The following is a 20,019-nucleotide window of genomic DNA, read 5'->3' on the forward strand; positions in this document are numbered from 1 at the left end:
CGGTGTGCCGGCTTGGTGCGCTGGCTCCGGTGTGGCGGCTCGGTGTGCCGGCTTGGTGCGCTGGCTCGGTGCGGCTTCGGCGGCTGATCGGGCGACGCTAGGGTGACGCGCGTGAACTACGGCGACGGACTTGGTGTCGTGACGGTCACGTACTCGCCGGGCGAGACGCTGGCTCCCTTTGTGGACACCCTTTCGAAGGCAACTTCCCGGCCGGTGCAGGTGATCCTGGCCGACAACGGGTCCACCGACGGGGTTCCCGAGGAGGTTGCCGCGTCTCGGGATCATGTGACGTTCCTGTCCACCGGGGGGAACCTCGGATACGGCGGTGGGGCCAATCGTGGTGTCGCCGCTCTCGGGCCCGACGTCGGGTGGGTGTTGATCTCCAACCCCGACATCGAGTTCGCGCCCGGCAGCGTGGACGCGTTGATCGCTGCTGGTGAGCGGTGGCCCCGGGGTGGGATGTTCGGGCCGTTGATCCGGGAACCCTCCGGGGAGGTGTACCCGTCTGCTCGGCTGTTGCCCTCGTTCGGGCGTGGGGTCGGGCATGCGCTTTTCGGGGCTGTGTGGAAGTCGAATCCCTGGACTCGGGCCTATCGGCAGGAGAAGTCGCCCGTCGAGCGGACTGCCGGGTGGTTGTCGGGGTCCTGTTTCTTGATGCGGCGTGAGGCTTTTGACTCCGTTGGCGGGTTCGACGAGCGGTACTTCATGTACTTCGAGGACGTTGACCTCGGCGAACGCGTCGGTGCGGCTGGGTGGGTCAACGTTTACGTGCCTGAGGCCGAGGTTGTGCACATCGGGGGGCACTCGACTGCCCGGTCTTCGGATCGGATGTTGAGGGAGCATCATCGGAGTGCTTACCGGTACCTGGCTGATCGGCATGCCGGGGTGGTTTGGGCGCCGTTTCGGGGTGTGTTGAAGGCTGGGCTTGGGTTGAGGGCTTGGGTTCTCACTCGGAAGGGGGCCTGACGCCTTCGGCGTGGGCGCGTCGGTTTCGTGGGTCGTCTCCCTGGTTCGTTGGCGGGCGGCGGTTTGTTGTCCGTAGGTGGTTGGGTTGCTTGCGTGTGTGGCGGCTGATTCCTGGGGCTCCGCCCCAGACCCCGCCAATCTGATCAAAAGCCGGGGTCCACGCCGTGCGCGGGTTGATGGCACGCCTGTTGCGTTGGGCGGAGGCGCGTTGAGTAGGTGGGCGCGTTGGTGGGGTGGCTTCGTCACGAGCCGAGCCAAGAGCGGGCCACAGCCAGGAAGGGGTGTCAACTCGACGAAAAGCGTGTCGAGTTGACACCCCTTCCTGGCTGCAGCAAGAGCTGTGGCACGACTCGTGACGAAGCCACCCCACCCGGACCGCACGGTAAGGACGGCTCGCCTTCGGCATCGCGGGCGGGCGGGTGCTTGCCGTGACCGCGCGGTAAGGACGGCTCGCCTCTGGCTTCGCGGGCGATCAGGCGCTTGTCGTGACGCTTGCGCTCTGACTGCTCGCCTTCGGCATCGCGGGTGCTCTCGCTCTCGCTTCGCGGGAGTGTCAGACCTGCTCTGTACGTTGGGTCGCGGGGGAGCCAAACCCGAAGGGGACCCCTGCGTCAGCCTGCCCGGCGGGTTCGCCGGGGGTGCTCACATGTCGCCGCTCAGCCGCTGGGTCAGCGAGTTGCGGGTCTGCTGGTGGTTCGAGACGGTCGGGATGAGGCCCGGCTGCACGACCTGAGTGATCTCCGCGTCATCTGCCGGGGCCTGCGGTGCCGGTAGCGGCTGGCCCTGCTTCTGCTGGCCCTGCCTCGACTGGGCGGGCATCGGTTGCGTTGGCATGGGCTGGCCCGGCGCGTGGTGTTGCGGGCGCTGCTGCTGGTGGTGTTGCTGGCCCATCTGCGCGGGCTGCAGGATCATGGTCGAGTCCGGGTCTCGGCGCGGGTCCATGGCGTTGACCAGCGAGCGAGGGATTTGTTGCGTGTCCGAGGAGTCCATCGGGGACGTCATGTTGTCCGGCGTCACGATGTTCCGCCCACGTGCGCGGGCGCGGGCGAGCATGGCGTCGGCCCGGTCGCGGGGGTCCATGTCGGATTTAGCTCCTTGCCGGGACCAGATCCCATATGACGATCTGCTTCGTGTCAGAGTATTCCGTCGAACGGCTCGCTGTAACGCGGAGGAGGAAAAAGGTGCACGGCGTCGAAGCTGTGGTGCTGGTCGGGGGCAAGGGCACCCGTCTTCGCCCGCTGACTCTGTCCGCTCCCAAACCCATGTTGCCGACCGCAGGGGTGCCATTTTTGACACACCTCCTGTCTCGGATCAAGGAGGTCGGCATCACGCACGTGGTGTTGGGGACCTCCTACAAGGCCGAGGTGTTCGAGGAGTACTTCGGGGACGGATCGAGGCTCGGGCTGGAACTCGAGTACGTGGTGGAAGAGGTGCCGCTGGACACGGCGGGGGCGATTCGCAACGTGGCGGACAAGCTGCGTGAGCCCGACGTGATGGTCTTCAACGGCGACATCCTGTCGGGCGTCGACCTGTCGGGGATCGTCGACACGCACCGCAAGCACGAGGCGGACGTGACGTTGCACCTGGTGAAGGTGGCGGACCCGCGTGCGTTCGGGTGTGTGCCGACGGACGACGAGGGGCGCGTTCAGGCGTTCCTGGAGAAGACCGAGAACCCGCCGACGGACCAGATCAACGCCGGCTGTTACGTGTTCCGGCGCGAGGTGATCGACGCGATTCCCGCCGGGCGGCCGGTGTCGGTGGAGCGCGAGACGTTCCCCGGGCTGCTCGAGGCGGGGCGGAGGTTGCAGGGGCACGTGGACGCCACGTACTGGCTGGACCTCGGCAAGCCTGAGGCGTTCGTGCAGGGGTCCGCGGACCTCGTGCGCGGTGTTGCGCCGTCGGCGGCAGTTGCACAGCCTGGTGACTATCTGGTGCTTGAGGGCACGAGCGTGCACGAAGGCGCGACGCTCAAGGGCGGGTCCGCGGTCGGTGCGAACTGCACGGTTGCGGACGGTGCTGTGCTCGACGGCGCGATTTTGTTCGACGGTGCCGTTGTCGGTGAGAACGCCATCGTCGAGCGTTCGATCGTGGGTGCCGGTGCGCTCGTGCAGGCCGGTGCGGTGCTGCGGGACGCCGTCGTGGGCGACTCCGCGGTGATCGGCGCGCGGTGTGAGTTGATCGGCGGAGCGCGGGTGTGGCCGGGTGTGGTTCTGCCAGAGGCCGGCGTGCGCTTCTCGACGGATGCCTAGCAGAGCCTGGACTCCACCGTTCCCACTCGATCTGGGAGCGGTGCTCGGCAGGCTGCGCCGCGGACCAGGCGACCCGTCCTTCAGTGCGGAGGGCGGTGTCTGGTTCGCGGCGAACACGCCGTGCGGGCCCGGCACGTTGCACGTCACGAGGACGAGCGGCGAGGTGCTGGCGGAAGCGTGGGGCGAGGGCGGGCAGTGGCTGCTGGACGGGCTGCCCGCCCTGCTCGGCGCCGATGACACGGTGGACGAGTTCGTCGCCCACCACCCGATCATCGCCGAGTCGCGCAGGCAGCGGCCCGGGCTGCGGCTCGGGGCCACGAACCGGGTCTGGGACCTGTTGTTCGCCTCGATCCTGGAGCAGAAGGTCACCGGCGTGGAGGCCTTCCGGACGTGGCGTGAGCTGGGGCGGCGGTTCGGCGAGAGCGCTCCCGGGCCGAAGCCGCTGAAGGTTCCGCCGACGCCGCAACGGTTGCTGGGCCTGCAGGACTGGGAGTGGCACCAGTGCGGCCTCGACGGCGCCCGCAGAAGGACGCTGATCAACGCCGCGCAGGTCGCGCACCGGCTGGAGAAGGCAGCCGAGATGCGCAGCCGCGAGCTGCTCGAAAAGGTGCCCGGCATCGGCGTGTGGACGTCGGCCGAGGTCGCGCAACGGTCCTGGGGCGATCCGGACGCCGTGAGCGTCGGCGACTACCACGTCGCCAAGAACGTCACGTGGGCGTTGACCGGCACGCCGGGCGATGACGACGGCATGATGGAGCTGCTGGAGCCCTACAAGCCGCAACGCCACCGCGCGGTCATGTACCTGGAGGCGGCGGGTCTGCGGCGGCCGCGGCGAGCGCCGAGGTTCTCGCCGCGCGACTACCGCAAGTTCTAACGCAGCCGCGCGAGAGCGCTCTCGATCAACGGGTGCAGGTCGTCCACGTTGTCCGGCAACGAGTCCAGCGGCCACCACTGCAGGTCCACCGACTCGGCCGACCGCACCGGCTGCGCGCCGACGGGAGCGCGGACCAGGAAGCGGACGTCGAAGTGACGCGTCGGCAACCCGAGCGAGCACGTGATCGGGTGCACGTCGAGGTGGATCGGCGTCGGCTCGATGCGCAGGCCGCGCATGCCGGACTCCTCGGTGGCCTCGCGCAGAGCGGCACCGGCCAGCGTTGAGTCCTCAGGCTCGCAGTGGCCGCCCAGCTGAAGCCATCGGCCCACTCGCGGGTGCAGCGTCAGCAACGCGTGCTCCGCGGTGGCGTCCAGGACCAACGCTGAGGCCGTGATGTGCCCCGGCTCGCAAGATCGCCGGCAGGCGTCCTCGCGGGCCGCCAGGAAGCCCAGGTAGGCCTCGCGCAGGGCGTCCTGTCCCGCGAACCGGCTCAGCGTCGAGACGGCGTCGGCGTGCAGCGTCACAGTTCGATCAGTCCTTCCAGCGGCTCGCGCGGCGTCAGCGGCTCGGTCGGATGCCCGATCGCGACGGCGCCCAGCGGCTCCCAGTCGCCGGGAACACCCAGCACCGAACGCACGAGGTCCGCGCAGAAGATCGTGGACGACACCCAGCACGAGCCGAGGCCCTCGGCGGCCAGCGCCACCAGGAGGCCCTGCACGGCGGCGCCACCGGCGACCGTGAACATCGTCTTCTCGGCGTCGGAGCGGCGGTCGTCGGGATAGGCGTGCGAGCCGTCGCGGACGAGGAACGGCACGACGATCTCCGGCGCCTCCACCAGCAGGTCGCCACGACGGACACGGCGCGCGATCTGCTCGGGAGTGAACCCGTCGGCGCGCAGGTCGGTTTCCCACTGCGAGCGCATCGCTTGGAGCAGCTCCAAGCGCTTCTCCCGCACCAGCACGAACCGCAGCGGCTTCGTGTGGTGCGGCGCGGGCGCGGTCAGTGCCGCACCGACGGCCCTGCGCACCACGGCGAGATCGACGGGCTCGTCCGAGTAGAACCGCACGGACCTGCGCATCAGCACGGCCTGAGCGCGGCCCTGGGCCAGCGCCTCCTCCGTGCCGAGACTGAACAGGTCCTCCTCGACCGGCCGGTTCAGGTCGCGGGCCGTGGAGCCGTCGTCCACCACCTCGAACCCGCGCAGCACCGCCACCGGCACCGAGTCGAGCTTGCCCTTCACCAGGTCGGCGGCCGCGGCGATCTCGTCGGCGATCGCGACCATCGTCACCGCGAGCTCGTTGCCGTGCTCGTCCACCGCGCCCGCGTAGTCGTGCAGCACGCGGATGCCGGACGCGCCGATCGCGGCGTCGGTCTGGCCCATCCGCCACGCGCGGCCCATCGTGTCGGTGATCACCACGGCGACCTCGACACCCAGCAGGTCCTTGAGAGCGCCGCGCAACGAGGCCGCGGAGCCGTCCGGGTCGACCGGGAGCAGCGCGATCTCGTCTCCCGCCACGTTCGAGGCGTCGACGCCGGACGCGGCCTGCACGATGCCGAGCTTGTTCTCGGTGATCAGCGTGCGCATCTTGCGGGCGAGCACCCGCACCGACTCCGCGTCGACGTGCTCGCGCCGGATCCGGTCCCGTTCCCCGGGATCGGCCGGTACCCGAACGAGTCGTCCCTCTACTTTGGACAGGATCTTGGACGTGACGACGAGCACGTCGCCGTCGCGCAGCCAGGCCGCGGCCTTCGCGATCGCGCCGGCCAGGTCGTCGCCGGGGCGAAATTCCGGCAGGCCCGGAACCGGCAGCAGCTCCAGGGCAGCCGCGGCGTGATCAGTCAACTTCGACTCCGGCCAGGTCCAGCGCGGCGCGGGCCATCTGCGCTGTCGCGTCCACATCGGACATCAGCAGCGGGACCGCGCGCACCGCGACACCGGGCACGTCGGCGCGGTCGCCGGTGTGCACCAGCCACGCGTCGAGGATGCCGTCGGAGCACTTGCGGGAGCCGTAGTGCCGCCCGACCGCCTCGGCCGAGGTCTCCACACCGATCGCGTCCAAACAAGCGTCGGCCATGCCCCGCAACGGTTTCCCGCCGATGATCGGAGACAGGCCCACGACGCCGGCCTCGGTCTTGCGCAACGCGTCGCGCACGCCGGGCACGCTGAGGATCGTGCCGATGCTCACCACGGGGTTGGACGGGGCCAGGATCACCGCGTCGGCCTCGGCGATCGCCTCCAGCACGCCGGGCCCGGCGGTGGCGGTCTCGGCGCCGACGAACGCGAACGACTTCGCGGGCAGTGCGGCCCGGTGCTTGACCCACCACTCCTGGAAGTGGATGGCCTTCGTCTCACCCTCGAGCTCCACGACGACGTGCGTCTCCACGCGGTCGTCCGACATCGGCAGCAGCTTCACGCCCGGCTTCCACCGGTCGCACAGCGCCTCCGCCACGGCCGACAGCGGATAGCCGGCGCGGAGCATGCGGGTGCGAACGAGGTGCGTCGCGATGTCGCGGTCGCCCAGGCCGAACCACGTCGGCTCGGCGCCGTAGGCAGCGAGCTCCTCCTTGACGGTCCAGGACTCGTCCGCACGGCCCCAGCCGCGTTCGGTGTCGATCCCGCCGCCCAGCGTGTACATGCAGGTGTCGAGGTCGGGAGTGATGCGCAGCCCGTGCATCCACACGTCATCGCCGGTGTTCACCACCGCGGTGACATCTGCCCCGAGGGCATTGAGTCCTTGCAGGAACCTCGCGCCGCCGACCCCGCCGACCAGTGCTACGACCTTCACGCCCGCCCATGCTTCCACAGCGTCGGTTCGTGCTTACAGGTAGCGCCAGAACGAGAACGTCCTCGAACCTTCGAACGCCGAGAACGGGTCGCCGCCGATGAGCTCGAACACCCAGGTGGACGCCTCGAAGAACACCTGGCTGACCTGGGAGAAACCGATCAGGACGGCGAACAGGACCAGCGGCGCCCACGGCCTGGCCTTCGCGCCGAACCGCTGTGCCTCGTAGGGCAGGAACGGCTCGATGGCACCCCAGCCGTCCAGGCCGGGAATCGGCAGGATGTTCAGCACGAACGCGAACACCTGCAACAAAGCCAGGTACGAAATCGCGGCGGCGAGCGCGGCGGGCGGCGAGAAGATCGCGACGACCAGTGCGAGCAGAACGCCGATCACGAGGTTCGAGATCGGACCCGCGAGTGAGACCAACGACTCGATCTTCTTCGACCGGAGCGCGTGGTGGTTGATCCACACCGCACCACCTGGAAGGGGGATTCCGCCCATGACCAGCAGCACCAGCGGCAGCACGATGCTGAGCACGGGATCGGTGTAACGACGGATGTCGAGGGTCAGATAACCCTTGTCACGTACGGAAAAATCGCCACCTTTGTACGCGACGGCGGCGTGCCCGAACTCGTGCAGGCACAGCGTGACCGCCCACCCGGCGAGTACGAAGAGGATGGTGCCCGAGATGATGGCGGCGTCACCCTCGAGCAGGGTGAGGGCGGCTCCAGCGGCAGTCGCCGCGAGCAGGCCTAGGAACAGTGGACTGGGGCGAACCGCTGATCGCTTCACCCCTCCAGTGTGGCGTGTCGGCTGGTGTCGTGGGCCGTTCGGGGACACGTTGCAACACCTGAATCACTGTCTGTGCTGCCAGTCAAGGTTTTTGCGGCCATCCGCGCGAATATCCCCCGACGTGTGGACTCCGCTTGACCGCCCGCTGTGACGCAGGTGTAATCACATCGGTGTCATTCGTCGTTGTGGGAACGGCGTCTGGCGTCCGCCAACCGGGGAGAGCGGAAGGCGAGGAGGCGGACGAAATGCAGGAATTCGAAGAGCTCGAAGAAGATCACGTCACGCAGCCGGTCGTGCAGGGCGAGCTGTCGTACCTGTTCGACCCTGCCGACGAGCAGGACTGGCAGGAGCGCGCGCTCTGCGCACAGACCGATCCTGAGGCGTTCTTCCCCGAAAAGGGAGGGTCGACTCGGGAGGCCAAGCGCATCTGCCTGGGCTGCGAGGTGCGTTCGGAGTGCCTTGAGTACGCACTCCAGCACGACGAACGCTTCGGCATCTGGGGCGGTCTCAGTGAACGAGAACGCCGCAAGCTGAAGAAGCGAGCCGTCTAGAAGCGTGATCTTCGTGCCCTAACTTGGGGGCGTGACAAGTCCTCAGCCGAGGCTCCGGACAGCGCCGGTGCTGTGCGTCCTGGTCTGCCACGACGGAGACCAGTGGCTCAGCACGGCGCTGTCCGCGTTGCGGCGCCAGCGAATTCGTCCTCGGCACGTGATCGCGGTCGACACCGGATCAACCGACCGGACAGCGAAGGTGCTGGCGGAGGCGGGAGATCTGCTGGACGGCGTGCTGACCGCGCCGCGGGGCACGGGCTACGGCACCGCCGTGCGGATCGCGGTCGAGCACGCCGTCGAACGGTGGGGTGACCCCGGCAAATGGCTGTGGTTGCTGCACGACGACAGCGCGCCCGAACCCGACTGCCTGGCCTCGCTGCTGACCGCGGCCGAGGTGTCGCCGTCGGCTGCCGTGCTGGGTCCGCTGTGCCTCGATTGGGTGGATTCTCGTCTGGTCGTCGAGGCGGGTTTGTCGACGGATTCTTCAGGACATCGACAGACTGGCCTGTCGTCGGCCGAACATTCCGCTTCGTTTCAGCAGAGCACCGAGGTTCTCGCCGTCTCGTCCGCGGGATCGCTGATCAAACGTGAGATCTGGCACGCGCTCGGCGGTTACGACGAAGCGATGCCGCTGCTGCGCGACGATCTCGACTTCGGCTGGCGCGCTAATCGCGCGGGTCATTTGGTCCTGTGCGTACCGGTCGCACGCATGCGACATGCGCGCGCCGCAACTAAAGGCTCACGTCGTTTGGACGCGGCCATGGCGCGGCCCGGTCCGTCATTTCGTGGCGTCGACCGAGCGCACGGCATGCGTACATTTTTGGTCAATTGTTCAAGTATCTCGTTTCTCGTCGGAGTTCCGCGACTGCTGTTCCTGTCGCTGCTGCGCGCTCTGGGCTTCCTGTTCCTCCGGCGTTTCGCGGACGCACACGCCGAAGTCGGCGCGGCCCGCTACCTCCTGACCAGAGGCCGTCTGCTCGAAGGCCGCCGCGCCCGCCGCGGTTCCGCCGTCGTGCGCGGCCTCTTCACCAGCAGACTCACCAGGCTGCGCAACGCGATCCGCGCCGGCGCGACGTTCCTGATCCGCCGCCGCGTCGAGGCGGACGCCGCACTAGGTCGTTTGCCCGCAACCGATGCAGGTTCGGCGTGGCTCGAACCATCCGAAGTGGACTCTCGTCCGGTGGGTCCGTCGGCGTTGCCCGCCGGAGCCTCCCGAGGCCGCCCGCGCGTCGCCGGCCTGCGCCGCCCACCCGTGGTCGTTCCCGTGGACGCCGCCCTGCCCGGTGCCCTGCGCCCAACTCCGCGCCCCCGCCCGTCGCCCGGCCCGCGCGGCGCTCCCGGCATGGTCTTCGTCGAGGTCGACCAGTCGCGGATGCTGCGGTCACTGCTGCTCGCGCCGCCGGTCCTGCTCCTGCTGGGGCTCTCGGCCGTCGCCGTGATCGCGAACTGGTCCCGGCTCGGCCTGAACCTCGCGGGCGGCCGGCTGCTCCCGGTCGGCTCGGCGGGTTCGGTCTGGTCGACCTACCTGTCGTCGTGGCACCCGGTCTTCGGCGGCACGGCGGCCCCAGCCCCCGCCGCACTGGCAGTCCTGGGCCTGATCCCCGGCGGGCCTTCGTTCGCCGTCGCACTGCTGTTGCTCGGCGACATTCCCCTCGCCGCGTTGTCGGCCTACATCGCGTCACGCGGTATGCGCGTACGACGTTCCGTGCGCGCGGTGGTGGCCGCCTTCTACGGCCTGCTGCCGGTCGCGACGACCGCGGTCGCCGAAGGCCGTCTGGACGTCATCGTCGTGCACGTCGTGACGCCCGTGGTCTTCGCCGGCGTGTACGCGGTCTTGCGCGCGTCGTCCACGCACGCCTGGCTGCCGATGGCTTCCGGCACCGCCATCGGCGTCGCCGTGCTGGGCGCCTTCTCGCCGCTGACCCACGTCGTGATCATCGTGGGCGCCCTCGCCGGCTTCATCGCCGTCACCGGCGGCGCACGCCGGATCGCGGCTTTGTTCATGATCGTGCTTCTGCCGATGGGGCTGCTTCTGCCGTGGCCCGCCGTCTTGCTGCAACACCCGGAGATGGTCCTCAACGGTCTCGGCGCCGCGTTCTCGTCGCCGCCACCGAACCTGGTCGTGTGCTCGGTCTTCGTGGCCGCCGCGTTCGCTGCCGCGGTGTTGCGGCCCAACGCTTCGATGCTGCCTGGCCTGTTGGTGATCGTGCTGGCGATCGGTGCTCTCGCGGCGGTGGCCGCTGTCGGGGCGTGGCCCGGGACGCCGTTGGTTCTGCTGGCGTGGGGGCTCGTGTGCGTGGTGCTCGCCGGGTGTCAGCGTGGAGTGGCGCCGGGCGTTGCCGGGCAGGTTCGGGTGCGTCGGGCCGTGTACCTCGTTGGCGTGGTGACGCTGGTCAGCTTGGGAGTGGCCGGGTTGCTGGATCTGCGTTCTGGGCCGTTGAAGGCTGACGGTGGTGTTGCCTTGAGTCCGTCTTTGTCCGCCGAGTTGGAGCGGTCCGGGCGGTCCGTGCTGATCCTGGGCTCGCCGGTGCGTCAGGTCGCCGGGCGGATGCCCGCCTTCGGGGATGACGATCTCGTGCCCACGGTCTCGTCGCCTGCTCGGTTGCGGCGGTGGAACTCGTCGTTGCTGGACGGCGCCGCGCCCGCGGTGAAGACCGCGTTGGCTCAGGCCGCGGCTTCCGGGGTGACCTTCGTGGTCCTGCCGTCCGAGGAGGCGTCCGCGCGGGTGCGGGCTGCCGCTGGGGAACTGGTGTCCGTGGCGCCGGGGGCGTCTGACGGGCGGCCGGTGTTGCGGCTGCGGTTCGCGGCCGACACCGGGGTGTTGCTGGCGCCTGATCTGGCTCGGCGGGCCCGGACCGGCGGGGAGCCGCCTGAGGAACTGGCCGCGTCCGGCGTGGTGCCGGTGAACCTGTCGTTGCCGGAGGTCGCCGTGAAGGTCTCGCCCGGCGGGGAGGGGCGGGTGCTCGTGCTGGCCGCGGAGGACGAGCCCGGCTGGCAGGTCTTCGTGGACGGGCAGCAGGTACCCGTTGTCCGGGCCTGGGGGCACCTGGTCGGGGTGCCGTTGCCGTCCTCTGCCGCCGAGGTCCGGGTGGAGATGTCCTCCACCCTGCGGGACTTCTTGTTGCTGGGGCAGGCGGCCGCCGCGTTGTTCACGTTGCTGACCGCCATACCGACACGGCGGAAGACGGCCTGACGGCGAACCCGTGTGAGAGGCGTCTCAGCCCTCGTCCACCACGTCCGGGTCCAGGCCCAGGTAGTTCGCCACCTGTTCGACCAGCACGTCGTGCACCAGGTCGGACAGGTCGGCGCCGTCCTTCGCCCGCGCCTCGAGAGGCCTGCGGTAGAGAACGATCCGGGCACGGTTGTCCGAGCCCGGCGGGAGCAGGCGGGCCAGGGGGACGTTGCCGTCCTCCACCACGCCGTCCTCGCCCTCGACCTGCACGTCCGGGACGTCGTCGACGGCCACGTCGAGTTGGGTGAGCTCGGTTCGCCAGCGGGCCTCGATGGGCTCCAGTGCCTCAATGACCAGCGCGTCGAAGCGTTCTGCCCGGGAACGGGCCGCTGGGAGCGTGGCCGGGTAGAGCGGGCCGCGCAGGCCTCGGCCGTGCCGGTCGCGGTTGCGTCGGCGCGGCGAATTCTGCCGCTGTGAACCCCGTGCCATCACCACAACCCAGCAGCCTAGTTGCTACCCCTGACGACTAAACACAGCGTGCCTCACACACAGCCTCCCGTGGACGCGCTATCGTCCCCGATCGTGCGGAGCGTGAGACGGTGCTCGCGAACCGGGTGTGCTAACCCGGCTGTCGCCACGCTCACCTACGCCTATGCGGACTCCACCGCGGTCGTCGGGCCGCTTGCCACGTACTCCGAACCGCACAGCTACGACCTGTGCGAGGAGCACGCCTTGCGGCTCACTGCGCCGCGGGGTTGGGAGGTCGTGAGGCACCAGGGTGAGTTCGCGGCGCCCGAGCCGACTGTGGACGACCTGACGGCGTTGGCCGAGGCGGTGAGGGAGGCTGGGCGTGCTGATGTGAGCCCGAAGCTGCCCGACGTGACCGCGGGCTCTCACAGGCGTGGCCACCTGCGGGTATTGCCTGATCCGCACGAGGACTGACTGACCACACGCATCACTAATCTTCTCGCCGGTAGGCTGCCCTGGCAGTGGCCGTCAAGAGCGAGTTTCGGGAGTGTGCGGCGTGCGTGACCTGTCCGGCATCGTCAAGGCGTACGACATCCGTGGGGTGGTCGGCGAGCAGCTGGACGCCGGCTTGGTCCGCGACTTCGGCGCCGCCTTCGCGCGCCTGGTCGGTGGACCGACGATCGTCATCGGCCACGACATGCGCGACTCGTCGCCCGGGCTGTCGCGTGCCTTCGCCGAAGGTGCGCAGGCGCAGGGCGTGAACGTCATCAGCATCGGTCTGGCCAGCACGGACATGCTGTACTTCGCGTCCGGCAAGCTGGATCTGCCCGGCGCCATGTTCACCGCGAGCCACAACCCGGCGCAGTACAACGGCATCAAGATGTGCCGCGCGGGTGCCTCGCCGGTCGGCCAGGACACTGGTCTCGCGCAGATCCGCCAGGACGCCGAGAACCAGGTTCCGGACGCCGAGGGTGTCGAGCCCGGCACGTTCGAGGAGCGCAACATGCTCGTCGACTACGCGGCCTACCTCAACGACCTGGTCGACCTGAAGGGCATCCGCCCGCTCAAGATCGTCGTGGACGCGGGCAACGGCATGGGCGGCTACACGGTGCCGCAGGTCTTCGAGGGCCTGCCCATCGAGGTCGTCCCCATGTACTTCGAGCTCGACGGCAGCTTCCCGAACCACGAGGCGAACCCGCTCGACCCCAAGAACATCGTGGACCTTCAGGCCCGCACGAAGGCCGAGGGCGCCGACGCCGGTGTCGCGTTCGACGGCGACGCGGACCGTTGCTTCGTCGTGGACGAGAACGGCGACCCGGTGAGCCCGTCGGCGATCACGGCGCTGGTGGCCGTGCGCGAGCTGGCCAAGGACCCCGGCGGCACGGTCATCCACAACCTGATCACCTCGCACGCCGTGCCGGAGATCGTCCAGGAGCACGGCGGCAAGCCCGTCCGCACGCGCGTCGGCCACTCGTTCATCAAGGAGGAGATGGCCAGGACCGGTGCCATCTTCGGTGGCGAGCACTCCGCGCACTACTACTTCCGCGACTTCTGGAAGGCCGACACCGGCATGCTGGCCGCGCTGCACGTGCTGGCCGCGCTCGGTGAGCAGGACGGTCCACTGTCGACGCTGACGTCGATCTACAACCGCTACGCCGCCTCCGGTGAGATCAACTCGACGGTCAACGACCAGGCCGGGCGGATCGCCGCGATCAAGGACGCGTACGGGTCCAAGGACGGCGTCACGATCGACGAGCTGGACGGTCTCACCGTGCAGCTGGCGGACGGGTCGTGGTTCAACCTGCGGGCCTCGAACACCGAGCCGCTGCTGCGCCTGAACGTCGAAGCCGCCACGCCCGAGGCCGTCGCCGCGCTGAGCGACGAGGTCCTCGCGATCGTGCGGGCCTGAGGAGAGAACACCGTGGCCGTCAAGCTCGAAGAGCAGTTGCTGGAGATTCTCGCCTGCCCGTGCCCTGAGCACGCGCCCCTGCAGGTCGGGACGCCGACCGATCCGGAAGCTGACTTCCTCACGTGCACCGCGTGCGGTCGTTCGTTCCCGGTTCGCGACGGCATCCCGGTTCTCCTGCTGGACGAGGCGGTCGCGCCGCCGTCGGCTGTGTGATCAGGTGCTCGACGACACGCTGCTCGACGACCCGAGCCGCCTCGCCGACGCCGACACGGGCGGCTGGCTGCGCGCTGCCGCGCGGGCGGGGGCACAGGTCCGTTCCACCGCTGAGGCCGCGGCCGAGGCGGGGCTGGAGCGGATCTTCGCCGAACGCCCGCGCGCGGTCGTGCTCATCACCCGGCCCGGCCACTCGGTCGCCGTCGCCAACGTCGTCATGGCGTTGCTCGGCCCCGGCTGCTCGGTGCCGGTCGTGCTCGCCGACGAGGTGCCGCCCTGGGTCGGCGCTCTCGACGTCGTGCTCGCGCACACCGAGGACCCCGGCGACCGGGTGCTCGCCGAGTCGATCGACAGGGCCGTCCGCAGGGGCGCCCGCACACTGCTGACGGCACCGGACTCCGGTCCGATCGCCGCGGCCGCCGCCGGCCGGGCCGTGCTGCTGCCTCCTCGCATCGACGTGCCGCCGGGCTTCAGCTTCCCGCGCGCGCTCGCCGCGTGGCTGCTGGTGCTGCACTCGCTCGGTCTGCTCAAGGCCGACGTCGAACTGATCGCGGACGAGCTCGACCGGGAGGCCGAGCGCGACCACCCGATGCACGAGTCGTTCGTGAACCCGGCGAAGTCGCTCGCGTTGCGCGTCGCCGACCGCACGCCGCTGCTGTGGGGCCTCGACGAGGTCGCCACGTCGGTCGGCATGCACGGCGCGGGCGTGCTGGCGGCGTTCGCCGGTGTGGCGTGCGACGTCGCCGGGTATCCACAGGCGCTGACCCGCCCGGTGCTGCACCGCCGCGCGGTGCAGGGAACCTCGGGTGCAGACCTCTTCGCCGACCCGGACGACGAGCCGGGCAGCGGACTCGTGCGCGTGTTGTTGCTGGCTGTGCGCCAGGGCCCGGTGGCGGACGCTGTTCGGCACGCCGCCGAGGACGCCCTGCCGGGCGCGGACGTGCTGGAGCCGGCCGTCGAGGTGGCGGGAGGCGACGCGGTCAGCGCCGCACTCCTCGCGCTCCGCTTCGAACTGGCCGCGCTGTACCTCGGGCTCGCCGCCGGAACTCTCGGCGGCAACCCGTACTGATTTGGGAGCTGACTTAGAAGTGGACCTGCTGCACAACGCGGTAAGGCCGTACGCGTGGGGTTCACGCACGGCCATCGCCGAGCTGCTCGGGAAGGAGGTGCCAGCACCCCATCCCGAGGCCGAACTGTGGATGGGCGCCCACCCCGGCGACCCGTCCCGCGTGGCCGGCGCGGACGGCACCGAGCGCTCGCTGCTCGACCTGCTGGCGTCCGACCCGGACGGTCAGCTCGGCACGCGCGTCGCCGCGCGGTGGGGCAGCAGGCTCCCGTTCCTGCTCAAGGTGCTCGCCGCCGACGAGGCGCTGAGCCTGCAGGCGCACCCGTCGGCAGCCCAGGCGGCGGAGGGCTTCGCGGCCGAGGAGAAGCGTCTCGTGCCGCTCGACTCCCCGGTCCGCAACTACAAGGACCCGGCAGCCAAGCCGGAACTGGTCTGCGCGCTGACCGAGTTCCACGCGCTGGCCGGTTTCCGGGAGCCGTCGCGGACCGTCTCGCTGCTGCGCTCCCTGGACGCGCCCGCGCTGTCCCCGTACACCGAGATGCTGGTCGGCCAGCCAGACTCGTCGGGCCTGCGCGCGCTGTTCACGATGCTGATCACGCTGCCGCAGACGTCGTTGAGCACGTTGCTGCCCCAGGTTCTCGACGCGTGCGTGCTGCACGTGAAGGAGCACGGCGAGTTCGATCTGGAGTGCCGCACGATCCTGGAGCTGGGCGAGTCCTACCCCGGCGACGCGGGCGTGCTCGCGGCACTGCTGCTGAACCGCATCGTGCTGCAGCCGGGCGAGGCGATCCACCTGCCCGCCGGCAACCTGCACGCCTACCTGCGCGGAACGGGCATCGAGATCCTCGCGAACTCGGACAACGTCCTGCGCTGCGGCCTCACGCCCAAGCACGTCGACGTGCCCGAGCTGCTGCGTGTGCTCGACTTCACCTGCGGTGACATGGAAGTGCTGCTGGGCGAGGAGGTCCAGCCCGGCGTCCGGATCTACCGCACACCCGCGCCCGAGTTCGAACTGTCCAGGTTGGACCTGGCAGGCGAGACGCGGATCAACCACGACGGCCCGCAGATCATGATTTGCACCGAGGGTTCCGTGGTACTCACGAACGCCCGAGGCGACGAGCTGAAGCTGGCGCGTGGTCAGTCCGTGTGGCTGCCCGCGTCGGACCCGGCGGTGCTCGTGCGCCCGGATGGTGTTGAATCCGCTGAACTTTTCCGTGCCACGGCCGGAACAGACTAAGGTTCACGACCGGACAAACCGGACTGGTTCTCAGCAAGGAGACAGGCGTGTCAGCAGGGGGCGGAACCAAGGCCATCGTCGCGGCGTTGGTGGCAAACGCAGGAATCGCGGTGGCCAAGTTCATCGGATTCCTGATCACCGGCTCGTCGTCGATGCTCGCCGAGTCGGTGCACTCCGTGGCCGACACGTCGAACCAGGGCCTGCTGCTGCTCGGCCAGAAGACGGCTCAGCGCAGGGCGACCAAGCTGCATCCGTTCGGCTTCGGCCGCGACCGGTACTTCTGGTCGTTCGTGGTGGCGCTGATGCTCTTCACGCTCGGCTCGGTCTTCGCGCTGTACGAGGGCATCCACAAGCTGCAGCACCCCGAGGACCTCTCCAGCCCGCTCGTCGCCGTCGGCATCCTCGTCGTCGCGATCGGCCTGGAGTCCTACAGCTTCTACACCGCGATCGTCGAGTCGAAGAAGATCAAGGGCGACGCCACCTGGTGGCAGTTCATCCGCAACTCCCGCACGCCGGAACTGCCGGTCGTGCTGCTGGAGGACGCGGGCGCCCTGATCGGTCTGGTGCTGGCCCTGATCGGTGTCAGCCTCGCGACGATCACCGGGAACCCGGTCTTCGACGCGCTCGGCACGGTCGCCATCGGTGTGCTGCTGGGCGTCATCGCGGTCATCCTGATCATCGAGATGAAGTCGCTGCTCATCGGTGAGGGTGCGTCGGACAAGGACCTCAACGTGATCATCGATGAGCTGGCCGCCGGCAAGGTGCAGCGCGTCATCCACATCAAGACGCAGTACATCGGGCCGGAGGAGATGCTCGTCGCGGCGAAGATCGCGCTCAACCCGGGGCTGCAGCTGGACGAGGTGGCTCAGGCGATCAACGACGCCGAGCAGCGGGTGCGGGCCAAGGTGCCGCACGCCCGGTTGATCTACCTGGAGCCGGACCTGGACCGGTCGACGGTCGCCAGCTCCTGATCTGGCCGAACGGGGCGTTTCGCACTCCAGTCGAGTGAGAAACGCCCCGTTTGCCATGTGAAACGAGCTATAGGGGTCCCAGGTCGTGGATACCTCTAGGGTGGGCCGAATCGGTTTCCATCAAGGAGGTATGCACCGTGCCGGGGAACGGGTTGTGGCGCACGAAGTCGATCGAGCAGTCGATATCTGACACGGACGAGCCGGACACGAAGCTCCGCAAGGATCTGACGGCGTGGGACCTCACGGTCTTCGGCGTCGCGGTCGTCATCGGCGCCGGCATCTTCACGCTCACCGCGAGCACCGCGGGCAACATCGCGGGGCCGTCGGTCTCGCTGTCGTTCGTGCTGGCGGCGATCGCCTGTGCGCTGGCTGCGTTGTGCTACGCCGAGTTCGCCTCGACGGTGCCGGTCGCGGGTAGCGCGTACACCTTCTCCTACGCGACGTTCGGCGAGTTCGCCGCGTGGATCATCGGGTGGGACCTGGTGCTGGAGTTCGCGGTCGGTTCGGCCGCGGTCGCCAAGGGCTGGTCGGCCTACCTGCAGACGACGCTGGGCCTCATGGGTCTCGATGTGAAGACCGAGGTGGGTGACGGCCTCAAGTTCGACTGGGGCGCCGTGCTGCTCGTCGCGGTGATCACGACCCTGCTGGTCGTCGGCACGAAGCTGAGTTCGCGGGTCAGCGCGGTCATCACGGCCATCAAGGTCGCCGTGGTGCTGCTCGTGATCGTGCTCGGCATCGGCTACATCAAGGCCGAGAACTACTCGCCGTTCATCCCGCCGGCGGCCGAAGGCGGGCCTGCCGCGCACACGGGCGTCGAGCAGTCGTTGTTCTCACTGATCACCGGCTACTCGGGCAGCACCTACGGCGTGCTCGGCATGCTGGCCGCGGCTTCGATCGTCTTCTTCGCGTTCATCGGTTTCGACGTCGTGGCGACCACGGCGGAGGAGACGAAGAACCCGCAGAAGGCCGTGCCGCGCGGCATCCTCGGTTCGCTCGCGATCGTCACGGTGCTCTACGTCGCCGTCACGCTGGTGATCACCGGCATGGTGCCGTACACGGAGCTCGCCACGCAGCCGGACGGCACGCGCGCGACGCTGGCCAAGGCGTTCTCGGACAACGGGGTCGACTGGGCGGCAACGGTGATCTCGGTCGGCGCGCTCGCCGGTCTGACCACCGTCGTCATGGTGCTGATGCTCGGCCAGAGCCGTGTGCTGTTCGCGATGTCGCGCGACGGCCTGCTGCCGCGCAAGCTCGCGAAGACCGGCAGCCACGGCACGCCGACGCGCATCACGATCATCGTCGGCGCGCTGGTCGCGGTCGCGGCGGGCTTCTTCCCCGCGGGCAAGCTCGAAGAGATGGTGAACGTCGGCACGTTGTTCGCGTTCATCCTCGTCTCCGGCGGTGTGCTGGTGCTGCGCAAGACGCGGCCGGACCTGTCGCGTGGCTTCCGCGTGCCGCTCGTGCCGCTGGTGCCGATCCTCGCGATTCTCGCCTGCCTGTGGCTGATGCTGAACCTGACCGCGCTCACCTGGATCCGGTTCATCATCTGGATGGCGCTCGGCGTCGTCGTCTACTTCGTCTACAGCCGACGCAACTCGGTGCTGGGCAAGACCGGCGACACCAAGGTCGAGCCGGAACCGGTGGTCAAGCAGGGTGAAGAGCCGGGGATCTAGCGGCGTGACCAACTAACCTGCCCACCATGGGAAACGCGCGGTGGCTCTCGGAGGAGGAAGGCAGCGCCTGGCATCACTTCGTCCAGGCGTACCACCTCCTCGAGAGGCAGATCGAACAGCAGTTGCAGCGCGACGCGGGCCTCTCGCACGCGCAGTACAACGTGCTGGTCGTCCTGTCCGAACAGCCGGGCAACCGCATGCGCATGACCGAACTGGCGCGCAGGGTCGTGGTCTCGAAGAGCTCGTTGACCTACCAGATCGGCAAGCTGGAGAAGTCGGGACTCGTGCGGCGCGAACCGCACGAGTCCGACGAGCGCGGCATCCTCGCCGTGCTGACCGACGCGGGCAAGGACCTGCTGCGCACCGCCGCACCCGGTCACGTCACCACGGTCCGCGAGTACCTGATCGACCTCTTCACGCCGGACCAGCTCGCGCAGCTCGGGTCGTTCATGCAGACCGTGCACGAGAAAGCCGACGATTAGAGCGTCAGCAGACCTCGTTGGTCGAGCCACTCGGCCACGTCGTCCGGGCCCTGCCGCGCCACGTCCAGCTCCAGCACGGGCAGGATCGACTTCGCCGCGAGCTCGCGGAGTTGCCGTTGCTCCTCGACGAACGGCTCCAGCTCGACGTACTGCTTCGGGTTCGCGCTGATCTTCAGCCGTTCCTCCCGCGCCTCCTCGAACGTGTCCTCGGGCCGCGTGCACAGCACGATCGCGAAGTTGAGCGGCTTCAGCCGTTCCTCCAGCCAGCCGAAGTCGAACTCGCGACCCTGCCGTGCCTGGAACGCCAGCGTGGACAGGTGGAAGCGGTCGACGATCCAGGAGTAGTAGCGCTGCAGTTCGAACATCCGCACCCACGTCTCGTAGGTCTCCATCGCGTGCGCGGTCTCGTCCGGCGCGAAGTCGATCAGCCCACGACCCCACGGCTCGTTGCTGAACCCGCTCCACTCCGCCGAGATCAACGGCGAGTGGTAGCGGTACCGGCGATGCCCGACGAGACGAGGGTGTTCGTTCAGGGCGAAGGCCAAATCCGTCTTGCCGGTCAGCCGCGTGCCTTCGAGGATCACCTTGGGCGTGAGCTTCATGATGGCAAGCT

Annotated in this window: 20 protein-coding genes; 13 read left to right on the plus strand and 7 right to left on the minus strand. The window is 69.1% G+C overall.

Features of this window, described 5'->3' with window-relative positions:
• Positions 1 to 111 precede the first annotated feature (111 nt).
• Positions 112 to 966, plus strand: coding sequence for a glycosyltransferase family 2 protein (locus SK854_RS12160; protein ID WP_319975164.1), 855 nt, complete (start codon positions 112 to 114; stop codon positions 964 to 966).
• A 642-nt stretch (positions 967 to 1,608) separates the two neighbouring features.
• Here SK854_RS12160 and SK854_RS12165 read toward each other — a convergent pair.
• Positions 1,609 to 2,046, minus strand: coding sequence for a hypothetical protein (locus tag SK854_RS12165; RefSeq protein ID WP_319975165.1), 438 nt, complete (start codon positions 2,044 to 2,046; stop codon positions 1,609 to 1,611).
• Positions 2,047 to 2,147: 101 nt separating this feature from the next.
• Here SK854_RS12165 and SK854_RS12170 point away from each other — a divergent pair, with 101 nt between their 5' ends.
• Both SK854_RS12170 and SK854_RS12175 read left to right on the plus strand, forming a co-directional pair.
• A complete protein-coding gene (locus tag SK854_RS12170) occupies positions 2,148 to 3,215 on the plus strand; it encodes a mannose-1-phosphate guanylyltransferase (RefSeq protein ID WP_319975166.1) in 1,068 nt (355 codons plus the stop codon).
• Positions 3,208 to 4,089 (plus strand): DNA-3-methyladenine glycosylase family protein, encoded by an 882-nt coding sequence (locus tag SK854_RS12175; RefSeq protein WP_319975167.1) that lies wholly within the window; start codon positions 3,208 to 3,210, stop codon positions 4,087 to 4,089. Before SK854_RS12170 ends, SK854_RS12175 begins: the two co-directional genes overlap by 8 nt.
• On the opposite strand, the gene SK854_RS12180 is transcribed toward SK854_RS12175, so the two are convergent.
• The 4 genes from SK854_RS12180 to SK854_RS12195 are packed head-to-tail and all read right to left on the minus strand — an operon-like array spanning position 4,086 to position 7,664.
• Positions 4,086 to 4,613, minus strand: coding sequence for an NUDIX hydrolase (locus tag SK854_RS12180; RefSeq protein WP_319975168.1), 528 nt, complete (start codon positions 4,611 to 4,613; stop codon positions 4,086 to 4,088). The genes SK854_RS12175 and SK854_RS12180 overlap by 4 nt on opposite strands.
• Positions 4,610 to 5,932 (minus strand): coenzyme F420-0:L-glutamate ligase, encoded by a 1,323-nt coding sequence (locus SK854_RS12185; protein WP_319975169.1) that lies wholly within the window; start codon positions 5,930 to 5,932, stop codon positions 4,610 to 4,612. The genes SK854_RS12180 and SK854_RS12185 overlap by 4 nt, the downstream gene beginning before the upstream one ends.
• On the minus strand, positions 5,925 to 6,875 hold the full coding sequence (gene cofD / locus SK854_RS12190) for a 2-phospho-L-lactate transferase (protein WP_319975170.1): 951 nt from the start codon (positions 6,873 to 6,875) through the stop codon (positions 5,925 to 5,927). Before cofD ends, SK854_RS12185 begins: the two co-directional genes overlap by 8 nt.
• A gap of 33 nt (positions 6,876 to 6,908) precedes the next feature.
• Positions 6,909 to 7,664: a site-2 protease family protein gene (locus SK854_RS12195; protein ID WP_319975171.1), complete on the minus strand. Its 756-nt coding sequence runs from the start codon at positions 7,662 to 7,664 to the stop codon at positions 6,909 to 6,911.
• A gap of 245 nt (positions 7,665 to 7,909) precedes the next feature.
• Here SK854_RS12195 and SK854_RS12200 point away from each other — a divergent pair, with 245 nt between their 5' ends.
• The gene (locus SK854_RS12200; RefSeq protein WP_051784712.1) at positions 7,910 to 8,215 is read left to right on the plus strand and encodes a WhiB family transcriptional regulator; all 306 of its coding nucleotides are present in this window, start codon (positions 7,910 to 7,912) and stop codon (positions 8,213 to 8,215) included.
• A gap of 31 nt (positions 8,216 to 8,246) precedes the next feature.
• Positions 8,247 to 11,408, plus strand: coding sequence for a glycosyltransferase family 2 protein (locus SK854_RS12205; RefSeq protein WP_319975172.1), 3,162 nt, complete (start codon positions 8,247 to 8,249; stop codon positions 11,406 to 11,408).
• Positions 11,409 to 11,432: 24 nt separating this feature from the next.
• On the opposite strand, the gene SK854_RS12210 is transcribed toward SK854_RS12205, so the two are convergent.
• Complete coding sequence (locus tag SK854_RS12210; protein ID WP_093593602.1) at positions 11,433 to 11,876, minus strand: metallopeptidase family protein; 444 nt, start codon at positions 11,874 to 11,876, stop codon at positions 11,433 to 11,435.
• A gap of 93 nt (positions 11,877 to 11,969) precedes the next feature.
• On the opposite strand from SK854_RS12210, the gene SK854_RS12215 reads away from it, so the two are divergent.
• The 8 genes from SK854_RS12215 to SK854_RS12250 all read left to right on the plus strand — a co-directional run bounded on the left by SK854_RS12215 (position 11,970) and on the right by SK854_RS12250 (position 19,406).
• Positions 11,970 to 12,329 (plus strand): DUF3499 domain-containing protein, encoded by a 360-nt coding sequence (locus SK854_RS12215; protein WP_319975173.1) that lies wholly within the window; start codon positions 11,970 to 11,972, stop codon positions 12,327 to 12,329.
• Positions 12,330 to 12,411: 82 nt separating this feature from the next.
• Positions 12,412 to 13,764 (plus strand): phosphomannomutase/phosphoglucomutase, encoded by a 1,353-nt coding sequence (locus tag SK854_RS12220; RefSeq protein ID WP_319975174.1) that lies wholly within the window; start codon positions 12,412 to 12,414, stop codon positions 13,762 to 13,764.
• A gap of 12 nt (positions 13,765 to 13,776) precedes the next feature.
• On the plus strand, positions 13,777 to 13,977 hold the full coding sequence (locus SK854_RS12225; protein WP_319975175.1) for a Trm112 family protein: 201 nt from the start codon (positions 13,777 to 13,779) through the stop codon (positions 13,975 to 13,977).
• Between the two features lie 4 nt (positions 13,978 to 13,981).
• A complete protein-coding gene (locus tag SK854_RS12230) occupies positions 13,982 to 15,046 on the plus strand; it encodes an SIS domain-containing protein (protein ID WP_319975176.1) in 1,065 nt (354 codons plus the stop codon).
• 19 nt (positions 15,047 to 15,065) lie between these two features.
• Entirely contained in the window at positions 15,066 to 16,280 is a 1,215-nt protein-coding gene (gene manA, locus SK854_RS12235; protein ID WP_319975177.1) for a mannose-6-phosphate isomerase, class I, read from the plus strand.
• A gap of 47 nt (positions 16,281 to 16,327) precedes the next feature.
• On the plus strand, positions 16,328 to 17,251 hold the full coding sequence (locus SK854_RS12240; protein WP_319975178.1) for a cation diffusion facilitator family transporter: 924 nt from the start codon (positions 16,328 to 16,330) through the stop codon (positions 17,249 to 17,251).
• Between the two features lie 137 nt (positions 17,252 to 17,388).
• Positions 17,389 to 18,924, plus strand: coding sequence for an amino acid permease (locus SK854_RS12245; protein ID WP_319975179.1), 1,536 nt, complete (start codon positions 17,389 to 17,391; stop codon positions 18,922 to 18,924).
• Between the two features lie 26 nt (positions 18,925 to 18,950).
• The gene (locus SK854_RS12250; RefSeq protein ID WP_093591893.1) at positions 18,951 to 19,406 is read left to right on the plus strand and encodes a MarR family winged helix-turn-helix transcriptional regulator; all 456 of its coding nucleotides are present in this window, start codon (positions 18,951 to 18,953) and stop codon (positions 19,404 to 19,406) included.
• Here SK854_RS12250 and SK854_RS12255 read toward each other — a convergent pair.
• A complete protein-coding gene (locus SK854_RS12255) occupies positions 19,403 to 20,008 on the minus strand; it encodes a hypothetical protein (protein WP_319975180.1) in 606 nt (201 codons plus the stop codon). The two genes, SK854_RS12250 and SK854_RS12255, sit on opposite strands and share 4 nt — an antisense overlap.
• Positions 20,009 to 20,019: the final 11 nt, after the last annotated feature.

Source organism: Lentzea sokolovensis, from assembly GCF_033949975.1.
Classification (GTDB): domain Bacteria; phylum Actinomycetota; class Actinomycetes; order Mycobacteriales; family Pseudonocardiaceae; genus Lentzea; species Lentzea sokolovensis.

Coding starts and splice junctions, on each gene's coding strand:
- SK854_RS12255 (WP_319975180.1), bottom strand. CDS start 20,008: ATGAAGCTCACGCCCAAGGTGATCCTCGAAGGCACGCGGCTGACCGGC.
- SK854_RS12200 (WP_051784712.1), top strand. CDS start 7,910: ATGCAGGAATTCGAAGAGCTCGAAGAAGATCACGTCACGCAGCCGGTC.
- SK854_RS12210 (WP_093593602.1), bottom strand. CDS start 11,876: ATGGCACGGGGTTCACAGCGGCAGAATTCGCCGCGCCGACGCAACCGC.
- SK854_RS12175 (WP_319975167.1), top strand. CDS start 3,208: ATGCCTAGCAGAGCCTGGACTCCACCGTTCCCACTCGATCTGGGAGCG.
- SK854_RS12250 (WP_093591893.1), top strand. CDS start 18,951: ATGGGAAACGCGCGGTGGCTCTCGGAGGAGGAAGGCAGCGCCTGGCAT.
- SK854_RS12165 (WP_319975165.1), bottom strand. CDS start 2,046: ATGGACCCCCGCGACCGGGCCGACGCCATGCTCGCCCGCGCCCGCGCA.